This window comes from Paenibacillus sp. EKM211P (assembly GCF_011066175.1).
Lineage (GTDB): Bacteria > Bacillota > Bacilli > Paenibacillales > Paenibacillaceae > Paenibacillus > Paenibacillus polymyxa.
Window position 1 is genome coordinate 48015 of record NZ_JAAMNS010000019.1, and the last position, 20677, is coordinate 68691.

Here is a 20677-nt window from a genome sequence, read left to right on the forward strand (position 1 = left end):
TCTACGCATTACTGAATATTCGAACAGGCATGAAAGCGAAATTCATGAGGGGTTAATCCACATCGTTCCTTGAAGATTCGATAGAAATATTTCATATCATGAATACCGACTTCAAGTGCGATCGTTTGAACGCTCCAATGAGTATCTAATAGTAAGCTACAACTCTCGTGAATACGAATATCCTGCAGCATTTTGGTGTAGGTCATTCCGCTGGCTTGTTTAAATTTGCGTTGAAATTGCCGTGAGCTAATTAAGAATTGTTTGCAAATTTGGTCAACGGACAACGGATTTTTATAATTTCTGGTTATATCATCAATCGCATATTGAATGGGATCGGTTATGATTGGCCTGGAAACATGAGCTATTTGTTGCATGGCATGGCTGATATGTTCTAATAAATCGATTAAGTATAAATAAAGTTTATATCTAAATCCGGTGGATTTACATTTTTGCTCCATTTCAATAGTGTACATAATTTTAGCAAATTCTTTTGCATTTTCTCGAACTTGAATATAGTCAGTACATTCCCGAAAAAGAAGGGCCAAACGATAGAAATCCTCTTGAATTTGGCTATCAGCAGGCTCTCCGGGCAATGTTAGTATTTGCTTGTCAAAAAGACAGTTCATAACCTCAAGCGGTGTATGATCTGTTGTATTACTCTGAACAAAGAGATGTTCTTTTCCATAAGGGATAAAAATAATATCTCCCTTGGAGACGGGCAACGTTTGTGTAGAAAATTTTAGTGTGCCGTTACCTTCCTTGATATAAGATATTTCGTAAAAATCATGAGCGTGTTTTTGAATATTTCCCTCTATTTGAATAGGACAAAGAGAAATTGGAGTCCCATTTGTGAAATTATGGTCTAGATAATATGCCTCTTCGCTAACCAATGCGATCCCCTCCTTTGTTGGTAGAAAGCACACCATTTTTTAGTCATAAATTTTATTATATCAATTTTTAAGATGTATTCAATTGATACAGGTCGTAATTGCCCATAAGCTGTCGCTCATGACCATTTAAGTGAAAAATCGAAACTATTAAAATTTTAAATATAAATACAAAGGAGGATAACATGATGAGTGTTAGTTTAACTACAGAGCTTCCAGAAGAAAAAAAGCCATATTTGCTGCGTAGCGGGGATGGAAGAAGGTATGTATTTGGTCAACAGGTAGCTACTGTTATTGCCGATTTTAAAAGCACTGGGGATGTACTCGAATTAACGACGATTTCAGGTGGGAAAGGAGAGACCTTTCCGCTACACAGACATAAAGATGCTTTTGAATCTATCTATGTAATGGAAGGTAAAATTGAATTTATGCTCGATTGAGTGAACTATTTGTTGACTGCCGGAGACTATGTTCATATCCCTCCTGGAATCGCACATGCGTATCGAATGGCTGGGCATCGAAATCGCTTTGCTTCCTATTCGATTAAAGGTAATCTCACGGCAATATATGAGCTTTTAGGAGAGCCGTATCCTTACTTTGAACATCCAACCACAGCGATGAATTCGTATTCTGAGAATCAATTGACGGAAGCTTCCAATAGAGCAGACATTGTATTCCTTCAAGATGCTGTTCGATGGGGGGAGTATAACTCGTCTGAAGAAAGCCATAATCCAAGAAGCGTAGCTCCTTATGTTCTGGAAAATGGAGAGGGAGACCGGTTGCTCACTGGAGACCAGCTTCACAGGATTCTAGCTACTCAAGAAAATACGAACGGGGAATACATTTTTGTAGCTTCTGATGGCCCGAAAGGAGACCCCATTGTTGAACATTTTCATAACCACCATACAGAAACTTTCTTCTGTGTGCAGGGACAAATGACGATGTGGGCAAACGGAGAAGAAGTAAAACTATTCCCTGGAGATTTTCTTCATGTACCTGCAGGAACACTTCATTCGTATAGACTGGACTCTCATTATACGAAAGTCGTAGGTATGTTGGTGTCTGGATTGTTCGAACCTTTCTTCCGGGCATTGGGTGAACCGCACGAAACATACACCTTTCCAACAGAACCAGGCCCGCTCCGTATGGATCGTGTAATGGCTATTATCGACGAACTTGATCTGAACGTGGTGGCTAAATCTCCGCTCGATCGGAAGTAGGGAGGACGCAGTGTCAGTTAACAATCGCACCAAACAATCTGAGTCCTATGCTATTATCTGGATACTTGCATTTGCAATGGTGATTTCAGTGATGAATTCTACCATGTTTAATGTCGCACTACCTTCACTACGCGAAGAATTTCAATTATCCTCTTCCCAAGTAAGCTGGGTTGTAACAGCATATATCATTATTTATGCTATTGGATCAGTGGCTTACGGAAAATTGGCGGACATGTTTAGGTTGAAGAACCTAATTACCTTTGGATTATGTTGCTTTGCGCTAGGATCTATATTCGGCTTCTTTTCTTCTAATTATTGGATGGTTATTGTAAGCAGAATTTTCCAATCCATTGGAGCATCTGTTGTTCCGGCCTCATCCATGTTGATCCCGATTCGCTATATATCTATTGCAAATCGTGGCAAGGCTTTGGGGATTACTTCTGCCGGAATGGCTTTAGGGACGGCAATAGGTCCAATTATTGCTGGTTTTGTTATTGGATTCGCAAGCTGGCGTTACCTATTTTTAATCTCATTTTTAATAATTGTTACCATTCCTTTTTTCAGAAGGTATTTAATCAATGAAGCACCTTCAAAAGGAAAAGCTGATCTCATAGGAGGTATTTTGCTTGCCGCTTCCATTACGCTGCTGCTGCTCTCCATTACTGGTCACAGCTGGAGCTATTTCGCGGCTACGATCCTCATATTCGTATTGTTCATTATTCGTATTAACAAAACAGATGAACCCTTTATTGAACCGACACTCTTTAAAAATACAAGATATACGATAGGATTGATTATCGCTTGTATGGTTCTTACCCTTAATTTATGTGTTCCGTATTTGATACCGCAGGTGCTAAGCTCAATACATCACTTATCTTCTGTAAATACAGGACTCGTAATGTTTCCCGGTGCTTTGATTGCTGCATTGCTTGGGCTGGTAGGTGGGAAAATCGCGGATGCAAAGGGCAACCGCTTTGTATTCTCGTTGGCTTTCCTATTCCAAGTGATAGCATATCTTATATTAGGTATTTTTACAGAGGCGGCCCCAGCAGTTATTGCGATCATTTTAATTCTAGCGAATACTGGGTTAACGTTCGCTCAGATTACAATGGCAAACACCATTTCTCGAACATTAAGCGGTAAGCAAACCGGAGTTGGTATGGGTATCTATATGATGGGAAGCTTTATGGCGGGGGCTATCGGAACGTCTATTCTAGGATCCGTACTTGATCAAGAAGCACAAAGTCAAAGTGTGTTCAGCTCTATTTTTTGGATTATGGGCATATGGATAATAGGATTTGCTATATTTTATTTTACAGTTTTCCGTAAAAAAGCAACATTCGTTTAGCAACACATACAGTAATCAAATAACCACGTTCCTTATAATAATCGCTATAGCCTGCGCCAGGAGTGTTTTCATTCCGATGGCAAAATGATAAAACGCTACTGACCTTCGAAGGTCAGTAGCGTTTTATATCGTTTCAATAACAAACGAGGAAGAGGGGGGACCTTATGAAATCAAACCAACCTAATAGCTAATACTTATTTTGGTGGTTTTAACATTAGGTCATCAATGCACCGATGGTATCTCAATGCTTACTTGTCCGCCGCCTGTCTGGGTAGAGTTGGCGATGATCAACTGTCCGCCATGTAGGTTCACAATGGATTTTGTTATATATAGGCCCATACCGTAATGTCCACTTAATCTTCTGGACGAATCACCCATATAAAATTGCTCCGCTGCTTGTTTGAGGCCCTCAGGAGAGAAGCCCGGGCCTTCGTCTACGATGCTGAACCGCATACATTCTTCCACAGACTCTACAGTCAGCCGGATTTCGCTATTTTCTGGTGCTTGATCTACCGCATTAGAGGCAACATTCATGATGGCTCGCTCAAGCAGAACGGGGTCTGCATACAACGTCTTAGGGAGGTTGTATGCAGCAAATGCGACGGATGTTTTTTTGACAGCAGCCAAGGCCTTTACCTGATCTTTCACCTTCGTTAAATAGTAGTCCGTATCTATCGTTTCCGCCTGCAGGGTGGCTACTGTTTCTGCTTTTGAAATTTCAATAAGAGTTTTGATATACTGCTCCATTTGCCTGGTGCTCTCCGCTATATAATCGGTATAGTTCTTTTGCTCTTCCGATTGATCGGTTTCGGACAGCAGCTCTACGTTTCCGCGAACGATAGTGAGCGGTGTTTTGACATCGTGTGCAAGGGCGGATATTTGCTCGCGACGAGATTTTTCGAGATTCCATTGTTTCTGAAGCGAAGTCTTTAACGTTTCTTTCATTTTATCCATAGAATGGAGCACTTGGTCGATTTCCATCACACCACTGAGCTGAATTGAGAAGTCCAGGTCCTGTGCCTGAATTTGCTTTGTAGCCTGCTGCAATCCACTCATTTTGCGCGTCAGCTTTCGTCCGAAGGAGGAAGCGAGTAGGGCTCCTCCCCCCAGGAAGGCGATACAAAACACGGCAAAAAAGGACAATTCCGCGTTCGGCAGATATTGACGTAGAATAGGATGTTCAAACTGTGCCGAGACAGAGTAGCGCATCACAGTAACTTTATTATTATGTGAAACTTTTACATAGTTATAGGGAAATTGATAGGCAGTATTGCTCTGCTGCGTAACACTCCAAGCGGCTTGAGCCTGCTTTTCAGGAAGATTTCCCTCAATGTGGCGGCCTTTCGAAGTGAATAACGCATATCTATATAGTTTCTGCCGAGAATCCGGCTGTAGGGTCTTGCCAGCTTCAATGATTGCCTTATCCTCCCATACTTGATTTTCAGCATAGTTCGCGGGAAGAATGGTTCCACAAGACATCAGGACATAGAAGATGAGGACCAGGAACAGCGCGAGCGCAATTGTCCCGATACAGAACATAACTAAATAGCCCAGGAAAATGGTTCGCAGTTTGGTTATCTTGCGTGCTTGCTGTACTTTGGCTACTTCCATCGGTACCCGATCCCCCAAACTGTCTCCACTGGCGAAACCTCTACTTTGCCAAGCTTGGCCCGGATATTTTTGATATGCTCCACAATGGTAGCGGAATCGCTGTCCCCATCAAACCCAAAGACGGCTTCATAAATCTGCTCTTTAGAGAACACCTGGCCCCAATTTAGAGCTAAAAACTTACATATTTCATATTCACTTTTGGTAAACGGGATTACAACATTCTGAACGGTGATTTCCTTACCAGACAGATTAAAATGAACTTCCCCGATGCAGAATACATTTCGTCGTTCACGATGCTCCCGTCTGAGATGGGCGTTGATTCGAGCGCGCAACTCTCCAGCCCCAAACGGCTTGACAATATAATCGTCAGCCCCTTCCCCAAGGCCCAACATCACATCGTTCTCCATGGATTTTGCCGTGAGGAACAGTATCGGACAGTCCACTTTACTGCGAATTTCCCGACAGAGGGTGAATCCGTCCATGCTTGGCATCATTACGTCAAGTAGGATGAGGTCAAAGGCTCCAAGCTGCATGGTGAGAACCTGTGGGGAGGCGGAGACCACCGTGACAACATGGCCATCTTTTTGCAAAATATTTTGAAGGAGTGCCAAAACGGCAGGTTCATCATCAACGGCCAACAAGTTTGCCATGCTTAATTCACTTCCCTTTGCTTTCTTTACTCTAATCTTTACTCCGATGAGTTTTGTCCTTCCCAACGACAAATCCATAACCCTAATAATACCATGATGACGAAGGTCCCTACTACGCAATATCTAATTCCCCAATCAAGCTGTATAGTTTCAGGGATAGAATCTGCTGGGCTTACACCGTATTGCACCCAGATGGTGATGAACCGGGCCGCCCAAGCAGGGGGGATGAATATCCAATTATGATCACCCAGCCCTGTAAGGAGCAAAGCAGACAATAGACTCTCCATGATGCCCAGACCGATAGAAGCTCCTTTGCCGAATCTCAAGCTAATGAAAAAATGCAGAAGATAAAGGAATACACTGGACATAAACAGAATGCAGGCAGCCAACACATAAAACATCAAGCCATACGGGGACTCTTTCATCAGATATATATAACAAGCTCCAAAGCCGCCTGAGGCAAGCAGCACACTACCAAATCCCAAGCACAGAAGCAGGCTAAGCTTGCTCAAAAAAGGTAGCAGCTTCACCGGCGAGGTCAAGAGGTGTTGGAAATTTCCAGCGACTGACTCCTGCTCAACAGCAATGGAGCATACAATACCAATCATGGTAGGAAGAGCCACAGCTAGGACCTGCAAATAGCCGTCTACCTTCGAAATTGGTGAGTACGGAGTGAAGGAATAATAGGCTAGAAAGATTGCTATGCCTAGGAGTGGCACAAGCAGCTGCACCAGCAATAAGGGCTGCCTTCTAAGTTTAAGCACATCAGATTTCAGATTGCGGAAGAAAGATATCATCTTACTTAGCCTCCCGCTTGCGGAAAGACATGGCCGTCAGGACGGACAGAATCATGAATAGACCAACGGTGATCACTAGGCCGGGCACAATTACGCCTCTATCCAAAAGTGGATCTTCTGAAGGAACAGCAAGCCCATTAGGCAGCACTTGAATAACGGCGCACATCAATCGCGCTGGAATAGCATAGGGTACCGCCCACCATATAGAAGACGTTGCGAACAAGATGGTGCAGGCTACATTGCCCAGCATGTTGATGATTAGAGTGGCAAACATGCCTATTCGGTCCGTTAAGAACAGGCAAAGTGGAATTTGCCACAAAAAGGTAACAAAAAGTATCAGAGTTGCAGCGACGCTTCCTGCTAGTGTCACGGAAGATGAGAATACGAATCCGCCAAGAGTTATTCCTACAAATAGGATAATAGATGAAACCATTAAGAGCCTTACGCAAACCCCGATTTTCCCGTACCATACCTGGGCCAAATCCACAGACATGCCGAGGATAGCACGGTATTTCAGCTTCTTGCCATCCTTTTGGATGACTCCTGAGCACATTAAGGTGAGAGCACCTGGCAGCAGCATGATATACCACCAGTTGTAGCTGGCGCTTTGGAACATATGTCCTCCCATGAGCCCGGTACATAGAAGAAGAGTAACGATGGGAGCCAGCCAGACTAGCTTTTTCGTGAAGGTGCGCTTTAATTTTAAATGTTCGGCTGCTATGTTTTGCTGCATGCTACTCACCTCCCTTTCGGTATTCCTGTGCAATCTGCATGAACAACGATTCCAGGTTTTGTCCTGAAGTGACCGCCTCTTGATAAGCTAATACGCCGCCAGCAATGATCCCAACATGGTCAACGATTTGTTCGACTTCGGATAGGATATGACTGGAAAGAATTACGGTAATTCCTTGCTTCGGGAAGGAGCGAATCAGCTCACGTTGTTCCTGAATACCAATGGGGTCTAGTCCATTGGTTGGCTCATCTAGGATCAATAGCTTGGGATGATTGAGGAGAGCAATCGCAATGCCCAGCCGCTGTTTCATACCCATCGAGAACTGGCCGGAGCGCTTTTTCCCGGTATGGGTCAAATCAACAATGCTCAGCACTTCATCAATCCGCGAATCAGGTAGTCCAAGCAACGTTGTGCGAACCTTCAGGTTCTCTCTAGCTGTCAAATTCTCATAGAGTGGAGGAGATTCGATCAGTGCGCCGATCTGAGCGAGATCTTTACGGGACCAGGATTTTCCTTGAAATAAAATTTCACCGGCTGTCGGGCGTAGCATACCGGTTAGCATTTTTAAGGTAGTTGATTTTCCTGCCCCATTTGGCCCGAGCAATCCATACACGGAATTCTCCTGAATAGACAACGCGACGTTGTTCACTGCCTGCTGTCGTCCAAAGGTTTTGCAGAGATTTTTAGTCTGTAAAATAATGTTATCCATATCAGTTCATCCTTTTCATTCGTTCTGACAATTACTTTACAGATCAATTCTAAGAACTTTATAAGGATTGAAATATTAATGTTTCAAACTTTATGCATTCATGCAGTATTCGCTATAATGGATACAGTGATTTAGGAAAGGGATGTATTCATGAAGAAAGTTATCGTAATCGGAGCAGGAATTCTGGGGGCATCGACAGCATACCAGTTAGCAAAAATGGGCGCTGATGTCATTCTTGTAGACCGCAAAGATAAAGGACAGGCGACAGATGCAGCTGCTGGCATTATCTGTCCCTGGCTATCACAGCGACGCAATCAGGCTTGGTACCAGCTAGCCAAAGCAGGCGCACGTTTTTACCCTAGGTTGATTGAAGAACTCAAAAGCGAGGGAGAAACAGAAACTGGCTATGCTCAAGTCGGGGCTCTCAGTATTCATGATGATTCGGAGAAAATTAAAAAAATGCAGGAACGGGCACACTTACGACATACAGATGCACCAGAAATCGGCGAAATTAAGCAACTAAATCAAAAGGAAACCCATGAACGTTTTCCTTTGTTAGTAGATCACTATCATTCTGTTCATATTAGCGGTGCCGCTCGTATAGATGGTCGAGCGCTGCGTGATGCATTGATCCGATCAGCCCAAAGAAATGGGGCAACCCTTATCCATGGGGATGCTGTGCTTCAATACGATTCCGACCATGTAACCGGAGTAGCGGTCGGTGCAAACAGTTTCTCATCTGACGAAGTTATTGTTTGTGCAGGTGCATGGGCCAATCAACTGATGCTGCCGTTGGGCATTCGCTTTAAGGTTAGTTTTCAAAAGGCACAGATTATGCACTTGCAGGTTCCTGTCAAACAAGATACCGGCACCTGGCCTGTAATCATGCCGCCTACTGATCAATACTTGTTGGCGTTTGATCAACAGAAGATCGTAATTGGGGCAACTCACGAGAATGAAATCGAAGGCTACGATACAAGAGTAACAGCAGGCGGGATGCAGGAAATCCTAAATAAAGGTTTAGAATTAGCACCTGGTTTAGCAAATAGCACTTTTCAGGAAGTAAGAGTCGGTTTTCGTCCTTTTACCCCCGGTTTTCTACCGGTGCTTGGAGCTGTCCCTGGCTGGAACGGCCTTATCGCTGCCAATGGGCTTGGAGCATCCGGGCTGACCATGGCTCCCTTCATTGGAGATCAACTGGCAAAGTTAGCACTTGGAATGGTCCTGGATATTAACATTGATGATTACGATATTCGAAACGCTATTGATGAAAATTGACCTTCAATGTGGACAATAGTTGAAAAGCATAAGAAGTCGCCAGTATGGCAGATTCTTAGCAAGCAATAAAAAACAAAGGTCTAGTTAGCATAATACTAACTAGACCTTATTTGCCGAAAAACAACCATCTATACTTATAAGTTGCCGCTTATTTTGAAGTTAGAGAGAAGCTAATCTTTCTATACGTCATTCATCATGTCATTGAGATGCGAATTCTCCAACGATTGTGTTAGGGTTTGCATATTTTTCAAGTAGTCGATTTTATAGATACAGGAGTAAATCACGTTTAATACATAGTCAAAGGCAATTTGCGACGAAAATGTACCAATCTTAGCATGCTTTACTTCGTCATTAGGCACCTGAATACATATACTACTTCGTTTGGCCAACTCACTTTGATTGGTAGCTGTAATGGTGATAAAAGGGATATTCTCACGCGTAAAATGTCGTGCCGCTTTTAAAAAAATCGGTGACTTACCGTGGTAAGTTAAGAAAATAGCGCAATCTTCTGAAGTTAGATTAGCCGTATGGTAAGCCCATTCAGATAGCTCCGTGGCTATAACCACATACTTGTTGATTTTTACTAATTTATTCTGAAAACTTTTCGCTCGGATTTGTGAATCGCCTAACGCATATATAAAGATCCTGTTCGCTTGATCCAGCAACTGAGCCGTTTGTGACAGCATGCTATCATCCATGAATGTAAAGTTTTTTTCAATCGTTTCCTTCATTAATTCCGCAATTTCTTTCGCCACTTGAAGTGGGGTTTCATCAAACCCGAATGGATAGTTAGGGTCCACATTGGATATATTCTGGGTATCTTGCTGAAATTCCCGAGCGAGTTTTATGATAAACTCCTTGAAGCCGGATAGCCCAAGTTTGTGAATTAATCGATTAATGGCGGAATGCGAAGTATACGTAGCTTTGGCAAGCTCCTGAATATTTAAGTGCAGAATCGCTTCCTTGTGGACCAAAATATAGGAAGCAATGCTTTTTTCGTTTGGTGTAAAGTTTTGCATTTCAGATAATTGCATCAGTATTTTCAACAGGTCCCCCCCGGTTCAATTGAACTAACGTTTTACAAAAGAATAAACATTTTGTTTAAAAACAAGCCGCCATGCTTACAAATATTCGGTTAAATGTACCATTTTGATGGCAAATTCTTTACGATCGACGTTCTTCTACTATAATAAATGAAAAAGAGCCTAGGGGGAATTAATATGCTTACTATCGGTTATATTGGGAATGGCAAAATTACCAATCGGTATCATCTTCCTTTTTCATTGACCAGAGATCATTTGAACGTAAAGACGATCTACGCGCGTAATCCAGATAAAGGGGAGTGGGAGAAAATCCCTGGCGTGCAGTATACAGATCATCTTGATTCTCTAATGAACGATAAAGAAATTCAGTTGATTGTTGTCTGTACACCTGTAGAATCCCACTATACTTATGCGAAAATGGCACTCGACCACGGAAAGAATGTACTTGTCGAGAAACCCTTTATGTTAACGAAAGAAGAAGCTGTGTCCATCTTCCAATATGCCAAGGAGAAAAATCTGATTATACAGTGCTATCAGAATAGACGTTACGATTCGGATTTCCTCACTACAAAGAAGGTTATTGAATCAGGAAAACTCGGTGATTTGCTGGAGGTGGAAATGCATTTCGATTATTATCGCCCTGAAACCCCCAACTCCACCTCTCATTTTTCCAAGTATAACAGTTACCTTTATGGACATGGCGCTCATACCATTGACCAGGTTCTTTCCTATTTTGGGAAGCCTGACACGATCCATTACGATGTGCGCCAATTGCTCGGTTCTGGAAGAATGAATGATTATTTTGATCTGGATTTTTATTATTCTTCACTCAAGGTATCCATCAAATCCAGCTTTTTTAGGTTAAAAGAGCGGCCGAGTTTTGTAGTATATGGCAAAAAAGGTGTTTTCATAAAGCAGACAAAGGATCGTCAGGAGGAGCATCTTAAATTATACTATCTGCCTAAGGGACACGCCGATTTCGGCATCGACCAGCCTGAGCATTATGGTATTTTAACGTATCTTGATGATGATGGTCAGTATCATGAAGAAAAAGTTGTTTCTGAAAAAGGAAATTATGCCCGAGTATATGACGATCTCTATCATTCGATCATACACGGCAAAGAAAAAGCGATTACAGATGAAGAAACAATAACTTCAATGGAAATACTTGAGAAGGGTATAGAGGAGTGTAACTAGAATGAAATTGGGAATTGTCGGAGCAGGAATGATTGTAGGGGATCTATTGAGCTTTATTCAGGAAATCCCGACTATCTTATTAAAGGCCATTTGTTCTAGACCTAGCCATGAGGAGAAATTACTAGATTGGCAACGTAGATATGGAATCTCTCAGATTTATTCGGATTACAGCAAAATGCTGATGAATAATGACGTTGATACTGTCTATATTGGGTTGCCTAATCATCTTCATTATTCATATGCCAAAGAAGCATTACTGAGTGGTAAACATGTCATTTGTGAGAAGCCGTTCACATCCAATTTGCATGAATTTCTAGAGCTAAAAGAAATTGCTCAGCAAAGAAAACTGGTATTGGTGGAAGCCATTACGAATCAATATTTGAAAAATTATTTTTCCATGAAGGAGTATCTGCCTAAGCTTGGTGAGATTAAAATAGTTGAATGCAACTATTCTCAATATTCATCTCGGTATGAGGCTTTTAAATCGGGAGTAATCCAGCCTGCGTTTAATCCAGAAATGTCTGGCGGAGCCTTGATGGATATCAATTTATACAATATTCATTTTGTTGTTGGCCTTTTCGGGAGCGCTAAGAAGGTAGAATATTTGGCGAACATGGAACGTGGAATTGATACTTCAGGCATACTGCTACTTGATTACGGCAATTTTAAGTGTGTTTGCATAGGTTCAAAAGACAGTACGGCACCCAATGCAGTGAACATTCAAGGCAATAAAGGCTATATACACATGGCGAGTTCAGCTAATATATGCGATTATTTTGAATACACTCCTAATAAGGAAACGCCCATCCGTGTGGATCTGAAGGATCATTCGCATCGTATGTATGACGAATTCGTTGAATTCGACCGTATCATCCGTGACAACGATTTGGAAAAGGTCTCGGATATGCTTGAACATAGCGAAAAGGTTATGAATGTCATTGAGGAGGCCAAACAGTCGGCGAATCTTGTGTTTGGTCCTGATAAACATAATCTTTAAAATACTTGTACCTAAAATTGAAGAAGCAACTCGCTTGAGCTGCTTCTGACTCATGGATGTGAGAGTAGCAGATAGATACGTCTGCTACTCTTTTTTCGCCCAGATTCACAATTTCCGGCGACCGCAATCTGAGCCAATTCGGCTCCATAGGGGCCCTGAAGGAGTCTGTACAGAATCTCTTTTGTGTAGAGTGGGGCGAGAAACGGGATTTCTTCTGGAGTATCCAGCAGGCGGGCAAGTCTAAGCACAGCATCCTGAATAGACGGTTCCATTCGGCCGACGAATAAGGCACGTTTGGCGTTTTCTTTTAATTTGACCTGGATTTTAGAATCGTTCAGTACCTCAAGGATTTGATTATGGGTAAATTCGAGCTTGAGACTTAGGTAAGGAGATCCTGGAGAAGCTTTTATAATTTGACCGATCACTGGCAGATGCATAGACGCGATCAGATAATCGGAAGGTCCATATTTGAAATTTTCCTGTACCAGCAAAATTTCTTTCAAACCTTGAACAACAAAACAAAAGGAAGGTTTGTAAACCCGGTAAACAGGCTCGGTTTTGCTGGAATGCTGATAGAAAAAAAGGGAAGGAATTGCTGTTTCCCTCGAACTATTTTGAAGTGAGTGACGCTCGATCAAACTGGTGAGCTCTTTTTGTTGTTCAAGAATGTTCGCCGACATTCAAATCCTCCTTGCGAGTTTGTCTGGCTCCATTATAAAACGCAACTGCCTGTAACAAAAGTAGTGGTGATAGGATCAGGCAATCAATTAAGACAAATGAGATACCGCTTTGCTTCTTCTGTTTGGCATAATAAAACTAAACTCACAGAATCAAGCAAGGAGGTGGATAACGGAATAGGAAGTGGGTTCAAGATAACGGCATTTAACAAGAACAATTTTCAACAGAGGGAGAAGATGAATCATTTGAATCGTTGGTTTAGGAACTTATTGGTTCAAAGGCTTATCACATTAATAGAGTTTGAAGAGCATGAAGGTTTCAAACAATTATATAATAGTTCTCTTGACAGAATCGTAAGCCAATTAACTAAACAAAGATAATTAACGTCTTAAGGAAGGATGAATTATGATGCAAAAGCGTAAATTGGGAAATAGCGGTCTGGAAGTTTCTGCGATGGGGCTTGGATGCATGGGAATGAGCTACGGTTATGGCCCAGCTTCTGATCCAAAGAAAATGATCTCAGTCATTCGGGAAGCAGTCGAGCGCGGCGTAACTTTCTTTGATACCGCCGAAATATACGGACCTTATACGAATGAGGAACTTTTAGGCGAAGCGCTTCTTCCTGTTCGCGACCAAGTCGTGATTGCCACGAAATTCGGCTTCCATATTCAGGATGGCAAGCAGTTCGGTATGAACAGTCGCCCTGAGCATATCAAGAAAGTTGCCGAAGCATCGCTTAAACGTCTCAAAATTGAAGCCATCGATCTGTATTATCAGCACCGGGTCGATCCAGATGTGCCAATTGAAGAGGTAGCGGGAGCCGTGCAAGATCTGATCCGAGAAGGAAAGGTGAAGCACTGGGGATTATCTGAAGCAGGAGTGCAGACGATCCGTCGAGCACACGCCGTTCAGTCGCTCACTGCAATTCAGAGTGAATATTCTCTGTGGTGGAGACGTCCAGAAGAGGAACTCCTTCCTGCGCTTGAAGAGCTCGGCATTGGCTTCGTTCCGTTCAGTCCTTTGGGCAAGGGTTACCTAACGGGGAGTTTTAACGCAGACACGACATTCAGTCATGGTGATTTGCGCAATATTCTTCCGCGTTTTACTTCAGAAGCGCTAGAGGCCAATCAGGTGCTGGTGGACCTGCTTAAAGAGATGGCTGAGCAGTTAAAGGCAACACCAGCCCAAGTTGCACTCGCCTGGCTGCTTGCCCAAAAGCCGTGGATCGTTCCGATTCCGGGCACGCGGAAATTGAGTCGTTTGGAAGAAAATCTAGGTGCCGTGACCCTTCAGCTTACGTCTGAAGATGTGCGGAACATTAGCAACGCAGCCTCACAAATCACATTGATGGGCGCGAGATATACAGAGGAGTTGGAGAGAAGAACGGGTCTGTGATTTAATTCTTCAAGTCTTTCGTAGCTATGCAGAATGGATTGAAGGAAACCCTTATTTTCAGAGAGTTGTACCGGGTAAAATCATCAGATTTACACGAAAATGATTTCACCCGGTACGATATGTTTAAGAGGAAGTCTCTTTAGTTAAAGTGAATAATTGAGATGAAAAATCACATTTCCCCGCAATATTAAAATCCTGGTCAGCCTGATAAGGTGGGGTGAGTATAAGTCCGATGTTCATTAACTCGCTGCCTGTAAAACGTCGGTCCAGTTCTTTCACGAAATATACTGCCTTTTCGTCCAGTCCGATGAGCTTTAGCCGTGAATAAGCTGCATTGGGGCGCGAGAGCACCTGGTACCAGCCAACGAGAGCATGCTCACGTTCTGCATCAATGGTCATCCAAGCTGTCTCATTTTTTTCAAAAGGACTTAGCAGACGGTAAAACGTTCCCTGGGTAACTAATCGTTGGTGACGTTTATACAATTGTATTTGCTTTTTGATTATATTGCACTCTTCCTCGGTCAAAGCTAATGGATCAAGTTCATAACCGAATACACCGAAGTAGGCGACATTTGATCTGGTTTGTAGTGGTGCAGTTCTGCCCACCTGGTGGTTCGGAATGGTTGACACATGAGCACCCATGCTACTAAGCGGATAAGCCATGGAAGTGCCATACTGAATCTTAAGACGTTCAATAGCTTCGCTATCGTCGCTCGTCCATGTTTGCGGAGCATAATAAAGCATCCCTGGATCAAACCGTCCTCCACCGGAAGCACAGGACTCAAACAAAATCTCAGGGTATTTGGTAATCAGCTTCTCATATAAAGCATACACGCCTAGGACGTAACGATGGAAAAACTCGCCCTGTCTTTCCTTGCCAAGTGATAATGAATAGGCTTCTGAAATGCAGCGATTCATATCCCATTTTACATATTCGATATGAGCAGAAGAGAGCACGTCATCCATTAACTTAAACAGGTAATTCACAACAGGCGGTTGGGAATAATCAAGAACATACTGATGCCGTCCATGCTTGCGTTTACGCCCGGGTGTTCCCACAACCCAGTCTGGATGTTCCCTCATAATATGAGAGTCGGAGTTAACCATTTCCGGCTCGAACCAAAGACCGAATTTCATACCGAGCTCATTGATCTTCTTTGCCAAATTCGAGATTCCATTCGGTAGCTTTTCACGATTTTCAAACCAGTCACCGAGTGAGGAAGTATCATTGTTTCTTTGACCAAACCAACCGTCATCCAAGACAAAGAGCTCAATCCCTAGTTCACTTGCTTTTTTAGCCATATCCACTATTTTCTTCTCGGTAAAATCAAAGTAGGTTCCCTCCCAGTTATTGATTAATACAGGTCGTTCCCGTTCGGCCCAGCTACTACGAATTAAGTGTTTATTGTATAGGCGATGGAACGCCTGGCTCATTCCGTTCAAACCGTTCTGTGAGTAAACCATAACTGCTTCAGGCGAATAAAAACATTCTCCAGGCTTCAGAGTCCAGCAGAATTTGTCAGGATGAATACCGAGGCTCAGTCGGGTAGTTGAGTAGCTGTCCACTTCCGCCTGGGCAAGAAAGTTTCCACTGTAGACGAGATTAACTGCATATACTTCTCCTTGGTGTTCCTGAGACCCCGGTTTGGCAAGCGCCATGAATGGATTGTGAATATGACTACTAATTCCTCGTGTGCTCCCAATGGACTGAACACCTGGTCTGAGTGGTGTACGCTCCACATGTCGTTCCCTACCCCATGCCCCCGACAAATGAACAAATTCATATTCGGAGTCAGGAAGATCAAGGCTCATGCTCATTAGACGGTTGACTCTCAGAGTACTATTTCCGGAGTTCGTTATGGATACGGATCTCGTGATTACAGGCAGTTCACTGAAGATGGTGTAAGCAAGTACGGCAACCGCCCCTGTAAGGGAATCGGTCAGCGTGATCAGGAGTGTCTCTGCTGCATCTGCTTCCTTACAAAACGTAGCAGGGAGATGGGGGATTTTAGGTTTCCCTGTGATGACCTTGTAACGGTCAAAAATGAACTCCATTATATGAGAACCATCCTCCTGTATGATCTCAACTGCTGGTTCTCTAAAGTCTCCACTTCCCGAAGAAGGAAATTCCTGCTTAATGCTTTCCAATGATGTTACTAAGTCGCCATCAAACTCACCGACAGACACAGAGCGGTAGCTTCGTTCAATAAAACGGTCATATTGACCTAGGTACTCCATTTTTTTGCCATAATATAAATGCTCCAATTGCCCGTTCTCCATGACACGGAAAAGATAACTGAAGTATTTGTTCGTTAAGTGAAATGTACGTTCCTTTGGGTTAACTTGTATACTAGCCATGTACATAGCTCCTTTCAAAATATAACAGACCTGTTGAAAGCGTTATTATTGAACTCAGCATAACAAAGCCAGGGATAGAAAATACATTACTTTTTTTAAGCGTATTATGGGAAAAACAAAGAATCTTCCAAAGGAAATTTATAGTTAAGTTCAACCTTTTTTCTGGTTATTTGCCATCCTTAACTTATGCCATACTGATAAATTAACAAATATAGATTCTATATTAGGGAAAGTACGGGGAAGGTGCGAATGGGCCAGAATATGATTTTCAGGATGTTGTGGATACACATCCCAGTTCAGAGCTTAAAAATATATTGGATCTGATTCTATATAATTGTGGGACAAGCACATATAGGGAACAATTTCTTTGGTTTTACTATACAAATCTATAAAAATATCAGTATTTGGAAGCGGTTTTCTTTGCTATCGTAAAATTGTTGGTTTTTTCCTGCATGGTATTTTTAGCGATTGTAGGAAGAGTACTTTTGCGGGAGGAGAACCGTGCGTGGATTTCTTAACTGCTTTTATTCCAGCTGTCGGCTGGGGAGTCATGCCGATATTGGCGTATATGACTAAAGCCAGTCCCCGAGAACAGCTGACAGGTACTGTTATTGGTGCTGTGTTGTTTGCCCTGTGCTTGTATATCATTCAGCCAGCCTCATTAGCACCGATTCCTTTTGGAATAAGTTTTATATCCGGTATTTTCTGGGCCGCTGGACAATTGCTCCAGTTTCGATCTTTCCAAAAAGTAAGCGTATCGATCGCCATTCCTGTCATTTGCGGTCTACAGTTGTTAGGGACGACGTTATTTGCTGCACTTATCTTGGGTGAATGGATAACAGGTTACCAATATGGGATGGGTGTTGGTTCTCTTCTATGTATTTTGGCGGGAGTTCTATTGACCAGCTATCAGGGCAAGTCTGCTGGGCTGTCTAAGCCTTTGCGATTAGGAATGATCATGATGCTGTTTTGCTCCGGGTTAGCGTTAAGCAGTTATGTAGTTATCAATCAGTACTTTAATATATCTGGGTTGTCCATCATTCTGCCGCAATCGCTCGGAATGTTATGCTCGGCCATAGTCATGAATCTGAAAGGCAAACAGCGGCTGCGATTCTCTCCAGTACTTCGCAATTTGTCTACAGGATTGGTTTGGAGCATTGCTAATCTAGCACTATTTATTTCCAACGGTTTGATCGGCATGGCGGCTAGTTTTCCGATCTCTCAAGCGAGCATTGCGATTGCTTGTGTCGGTAGCATTTTAATATTTAAGGAAAAGAAAAGTTCTCAGGAATGGATAGCTATACTTGTGGGAATTACGGTGCTGATGATAGGAGTAGGAATGATCAGCCTGCTAAAGCCCTAGAGAGAATTTGTGGAGAAAAAAGCTTATATATCCATAGGGCACGTTTTTCGGGATTGACAGAGATATAGCAGCATGAGAAAATGTACGCGCGTACATAAAATGATTGGAGGTGGGAAATATCGTTTCGCGCAAGGAAGTAGCAGAACTCGCTGGCGTGTCTGAAGCGACGGTGTCTCGAGTATTGAACGCGACCGGTCCTATTAAGGAAGATACGCGGAAAAGGGTCCTGGACGTTGCCAATCAACTTGGATATGTTCCCAGTGCATTGGCCCGCAACTTTGCCCGAAGCAAGAGTGGCCATCTTGGTGTGGTTATGCCTTATGTCCCGAAGGCGCATCTGTTCTCTGCTTATTTTTTCTCTGAGATGCTGAGCGGCATCGGCAATAAAGCTAGAGACAGCGGGCTCGATCTACTACTATTATTCCGAAAACCGGGGGAACGGATGGACTACAGCAGTCTTTTCCGTCAGCAGAAGGTCGACAGTTGTATCATCCTTGGAGCAAGGGATGACCACAATGAGGTGGAGGCTCTGAAGAGACTTCAGCAAGAGGGGCGACCGTTTTGTGTCATGAATCACCATTTTGAAGGACAGTCGTTCTGTGAAGTGGATGCAGACCATGTAGAAGGAAGCCGAGCGGCCGTTAGTCATCTCATTGAGCAGGGGTGCAAGCGGATAGCCTTTCTCAACGGTCCGGATATCTATTCCAACAGTACGGAGCGCTTGAAGGGTTATCTCATCGCGCTTCAGGAGGCTGGTATTGAATATGACCATGAGTTGATTCTGCAAGGCAATTACAGTCGTCGAAGCGGGCTCGAAGCGTCGGCTACCATCGCAGACAAATTAGATGATATTGATGCCGTCTTTGCGGCGAACGACCGGATGGCCCTCGGCGTAATGCAGGGTCTCCGTGAGCGCGGACTGGCAATTGACCAGTTCCCAGCATTTGTGGGCTATGACGATTCGGATGCGGCTGAGATGGCTGTTCCGCCACTAAGCAGTGTTCGTGTTCCTTTTTATGAGATGGGGGAGCTTGCAGCCTCGAAGCTTATACCCGATTCTCAGGACCACATTCCGGCTCTGGAACTGACTGGGACTGGGTGCGACTCAATAAGAGAACTTCTGTCCACAGAGCTGATTATTAGGGCGTCATCCATTCGTCAATAACACCATTCATCAATAATTCGTTGAAACTCATATCTATAAGGAGGATCACGACATGTCTAATCGTCTTCGTATTGGAATGGTTGGCTACAAATTTATGGGCAAGGCTCACAGCAACGCTTACCGTAGTCTACCTATGTTCTTCCCAGATGCCCCGCTGCAGCCAGAGATGTCCGTCATCTGTGGACGTAACGAGCAGGGGGTTCAGGCGGCTGCCCGCCAGTTCGGCTGGACCGAGAGTGTTACGGATTGGCGTGATCTAGTGAAGCGTAACGATATTGATCTCATTGACATTAACGCCCCGAGTAATGCTCATAAGGAAATTGTTATCGAGTCTGCCCTCCATGGCAAGCATCTGTTTTGTGAGAAGCCGCTTGCGCTTTCACTGGCGGATTCCCGTGACATGTTGCAGGCAGCAGAGAAAGCAGGAGTCAACCATATGATTGGCTTCAACTACCGCTTTTCTCCGGCTGTCCAGCTGGCGAAGCAGCTCGTCGAAAGCGGTCGCCTAGGCAAAATTTATCATTTCCGTGCGTTTTTCCTTCAAGACTGGATCATGGACCCGTCCTTCCCGCTGGTATGGCGGTTGCAAAAAGAAGTGGCCGGTTCTGGCTCTCATGGAGACCTTGGCGCCCATCTGATTGATCTCGCTCGGTTTCTGGTCGGCGAGTTCGACGAAGTTATCGGCATGAGCGAGACGTTCATCAAACAGCGTCCGCTGGCTATGGAGATGAGCGGATTGAGCTCCAAAAGGAGTACCGAGGCCAATGCACCAATGGGAGAAGTGACGGTCGATGATGCCACGCTGTTCCTAGCACGTTTTGCTGGAGGTGCGCTGGGCAGCTTCGAGGCCACACGCTTTGCTGCCGGACATCGGAGCACAAATTCATTCGAAATCAACGGTAGTCTAGGCAGTGTACGGTTTGACTTTGAGCGGATGAATGAACTGGAAGTGTATTTCACACAGGATGAGGAAGACGTTCAGGGCTTCCGCCGCGTGCTCGCCACCGATCCAGCACACAAGTATTCCGAAGCCTGGTGGCCTGCAGGACATACAATCGGATTTGAGCATACCTTCACCCACGAGATGCTTGAGATGTTGAGTGCCATCTCCGAAGGACGGCAACCTTCGCCGAATTTCCACGACGGGGTCGCTTGTCAGGCTGTGCTTGAAGCAGTAGAACGATCTATAAAGGAACGTCGCTGGGTATCCATTGAAGAAATGTAGTATAACTACACATTCCGAAAGGT

The 20677-nt window shown here is 43.7% G+C and carries 17 protein-coding genes and 1 pseudogene; 9 read left to right on the forward strand and 9 right to left on the reverse strand.

Annotation, left to right across the window (positions count from 1 at the left end; all coding sequences use genetic code 11):
• Positions 1 to 8: 8 nt before the first annotated feature.
• On the reverse strand, positions 9 to 890 hold the full coding sequence (locus G9G57_RS22145; RefSeq protein ID WP_019687348.1) for a helix-turn-helix domain-containing protein: 882 nt from the start codon (positions 888 to 890) through the stop codon (positions 9 to 11).
• 185 nt (positions 891 to 1075) lie between these two features.
• Between G9G57_RS22145 and G9G57_RS22150 the strand changes: the two are divergent.
• Together G9G57_RS22150 and G9G57_RS22155 are read left to right on the forward strand one after the other, a co-directional pair.
• Positions 1076 to 2107, forward strand: a pseudogene (locus G9G57_RS22150) (quercetin 2,3-dioxygenase).
• A 10-nt stretch (positions 2108 to 2117) separates the two neighbouring features.
• Entirely contained in the window at positions 2118 to 3455 is a 1338-nt protein-coding gene (locus G9G57_RS22155; RefSeq protein WP_019687347.1) for an MFS transporter, read from the forward strand.
• Between the two features lie 222 nt (positions 3456 to 3677).
• Here G9G57_RS22155 and G9G57_RS22160 read toward each other — a convergent pair whose 3' ends face one another.
• From G9G57_RS22160 to G9G57_RS22180, 5 genes are read right to left on the reverse strand one after another with little or no spacing between them, the layout of a single operon-like run.
• Complete coding sequence (locus tag G9G57_RS22160; RefSeq protein WP_019687346.1) at positions 3678 to 5066, reverse strand: HAMP domain-containing sensor histidine kinase; 1389 nt, start codon at positions 5064 to 5066, stop codon at positions 3678 to 3680.
• The gene (locus G9G57_RS22165) at positions 5057 to 5716 is read right to left on the reverse strand and encodes a response regulator transcription factor (protein ID WP_019687345.1); all 660 of its coding nucleotides are present in this window, start codon (positions 5714 to 5716) and stop codon (positions 5057 to 5059) included. The genes G9G57_RS22160 and G9G57_RS22165 overlap by 10 nt, the downstream gene beginning before the upstream one ends.
• A gap of 38 nt (positions 5717 to 5754) precedes the next feature.
• Positions 5755 to 6513, reverse strand: a complete 759-nt coding sequence (locus tag G9G57_RS22170) for a lantibiotic immunity ABC transporter MutG family permease subunit (RefSeq protein WP_164965556.1) — start codon at positions 6511 to 6513, stop codon at positions 5755 to 5757.
• Position 6514: 1 nt separating this feature from the next.
• A complete protein-coding gene (locus tag G9G57_RS22175) occupies positions 6515 to 7246 on the reverse strand; it encodes a lantibiotic immunity ABC transporter MutE/EpiE family permease subunit (protein ID WP_044786016.1) in 732 nt (243 codons plus the stop codon).
• Between the two features lies 1 nt (position 7247).
• Entirely contained in the window at positions 7248 to 7955 is a 708-nt protein-coding gene (locus G9G57_RS22180; RefSeq protein WP_164965557.1) for a lantibiotic protection ABC transporter ATP-binding protein, read from the reverse strand.
• Positions 7956 to 8105: 150 nt separating this feature from the next.
• Here G9G57_RS22180 and G9G57_RS22185 point away from each other — a divergent pair, with 150 nt between their 5' ends.
• Positions 8106 to 9233 carry an NAD(P)/FAD-dependent oxidoreductase gene (locus tag G9G57_RS22185; protein WP_164965558.1) on the forward strand — a complete coding sequence of 376 codons (1128 nt, stop codon included), beginning with the start codon at positions 8106 to 8108 and terminating at the stop codon, positions 9231 to 9233.
• A gap of 179 nt (positions 9234 to 9412) precedes the next feature.
• Here the strand turns inward: G9G57_RS22185 and G9G57_RS22190 are convergent, their stop codons facing one another.
• The gene (locus G9G57_RS22190; protein ID WP_164965559.1) at positions 9413 to 10279 is read right to left on the reverse strand and encodes a MurR/RpiR family transcriptional regulator; all 867 of its coding nucleotides are present in this window, start codon (positions 10277 to 10279) and stop codon (positions 9413 to 9415) included.
• A 174-nt stretch (positions 10280 to 10453) separates the two neighbouring features.
• On the opposite strand from G9G57_RS22190, the gene G9G57_RS22195 reads away from it, so the two are divergent.
• Together G9G57_RS22195 and G9G57_RS22200 are read left to right on the forward strand one after the other, a co-directional pair.
• Positions 10454 to 11473, forward strand: a complete 1020-nt coding sequence (locus G9G57_RS22195; RefSeq protein ID WP_164965560.1) for a Gfo/Idh/MocA family oxidoreductase — start codon at positions 10454 to 10456, stop codon at positions 11471 to 11473.
• A gap of 1 nt (position 11474) precedes the next feature.
• The gene (locus G9G57_RS22200) at positions 11475 to 12470 is read left to right on the forward strand and encodes a Gfo/Idh/MocA family protein (RefSeq protein WP_164965561.1); all 996 of its coding nucleotides are present in this window, start codon (positions 11475 to 11477) and stop codon (positions 12468 to 12470) included.
• Between the two features lie 50 nt (positions 12471 to 12520).
• Here G9G57_RS22200 and G9G57_RS22205 read toward each other — a convergent pair whose 3' ends face one another.
• Complete coding sequence (locus G9G57_RS22205) at positions 12521 to 13150, reverse strand: AraC family transcriptional regulator (protein WP_312024624.1); 630 nt, start codon at positions 13148 to 13150, stop codon at positions 12521 to 12523.
• A 406-nt stretch (positions 13151 to 13556) separates the two neighbouring features.
• Here G9G57_RS22205 and G9G57_RS22210 point away from each other — a divergent pair, with 406 nt between their 5' ends.
• A complete protein-coding gene (locus tag G9G57_RS22210) occupies positions 13557 to 14543 on the forward strand; it encodes an aldo/keto reductase (protein WP_031461512.1) in 987 nt (328 codons plus the stop codon).
• Between the two features lie 123 nt (positions 14544 to 14666).
• On the opposite strand, the gene G9G57_RS22215 is transcribed toward G9G57_RS22210, so the two are convergent.
• Positions 14667 to 16901: an alpha-galactosidase gene (locus tag G9G57_RS22215; RefSeq protein ID WP_164965562.1), complete on the reverse strand. Its 2235-nt coding sequence runs from the start codon at positions 16899 to 16901 to the stop codon at positions 14667 to 14669.
• A gap of 505 nt (positions 16902 to 17406) precedes the next feature.
• Here G9G57_RS22215 and G9G57_RS22220 point away from each other — a divergent pair.
• The 3 genes from G9G57_RS22220 to G9G57_RS22230 all read left to right on the forward strand — a co-directional run bounded on the left by G9G57_RS22220 (position 17407) and on the right by G9G57_RS22230 (position 20654).
• Entirely contained in the window at positions 17407 to 18264 is an 858-nt protein-coding gene (locus G9G57_RS22220) for a GRP family sugar transporter (protein ID WP_164965563.1), read from the forward strand.
• 103 nt (positions 18265 to 18367) lie between these two features.
• Positions 18368 to 19429 (forward strand): LacI family DNA-binding transcriptional regulator, encoded by a 1062-nt coding sequence (locus tag G9G57_RS22225; protein ID WP_017426989.1) that lies wholly within the window; start codon positions 18368 to 18370, stop codon positions 19427 to 19429.
• A 52-nt stretch (positions 19430 to 19481) separates the two neighbouring features.
• The gene (locus tag G9G57_RS22230; protein ID WP_017426988.1) at positions 19482 to 20654 is read left to right on the forward strand and encodes a Gfo/Idh/MocA family protein; all 1173 of its coding nucleotides are present in this window, start codon (positions 19482 to 19484) and stop codon (positions 20652 to 20654) included.
• Positions 20655 to 20677: the final 23 nt, after the last annotated feature.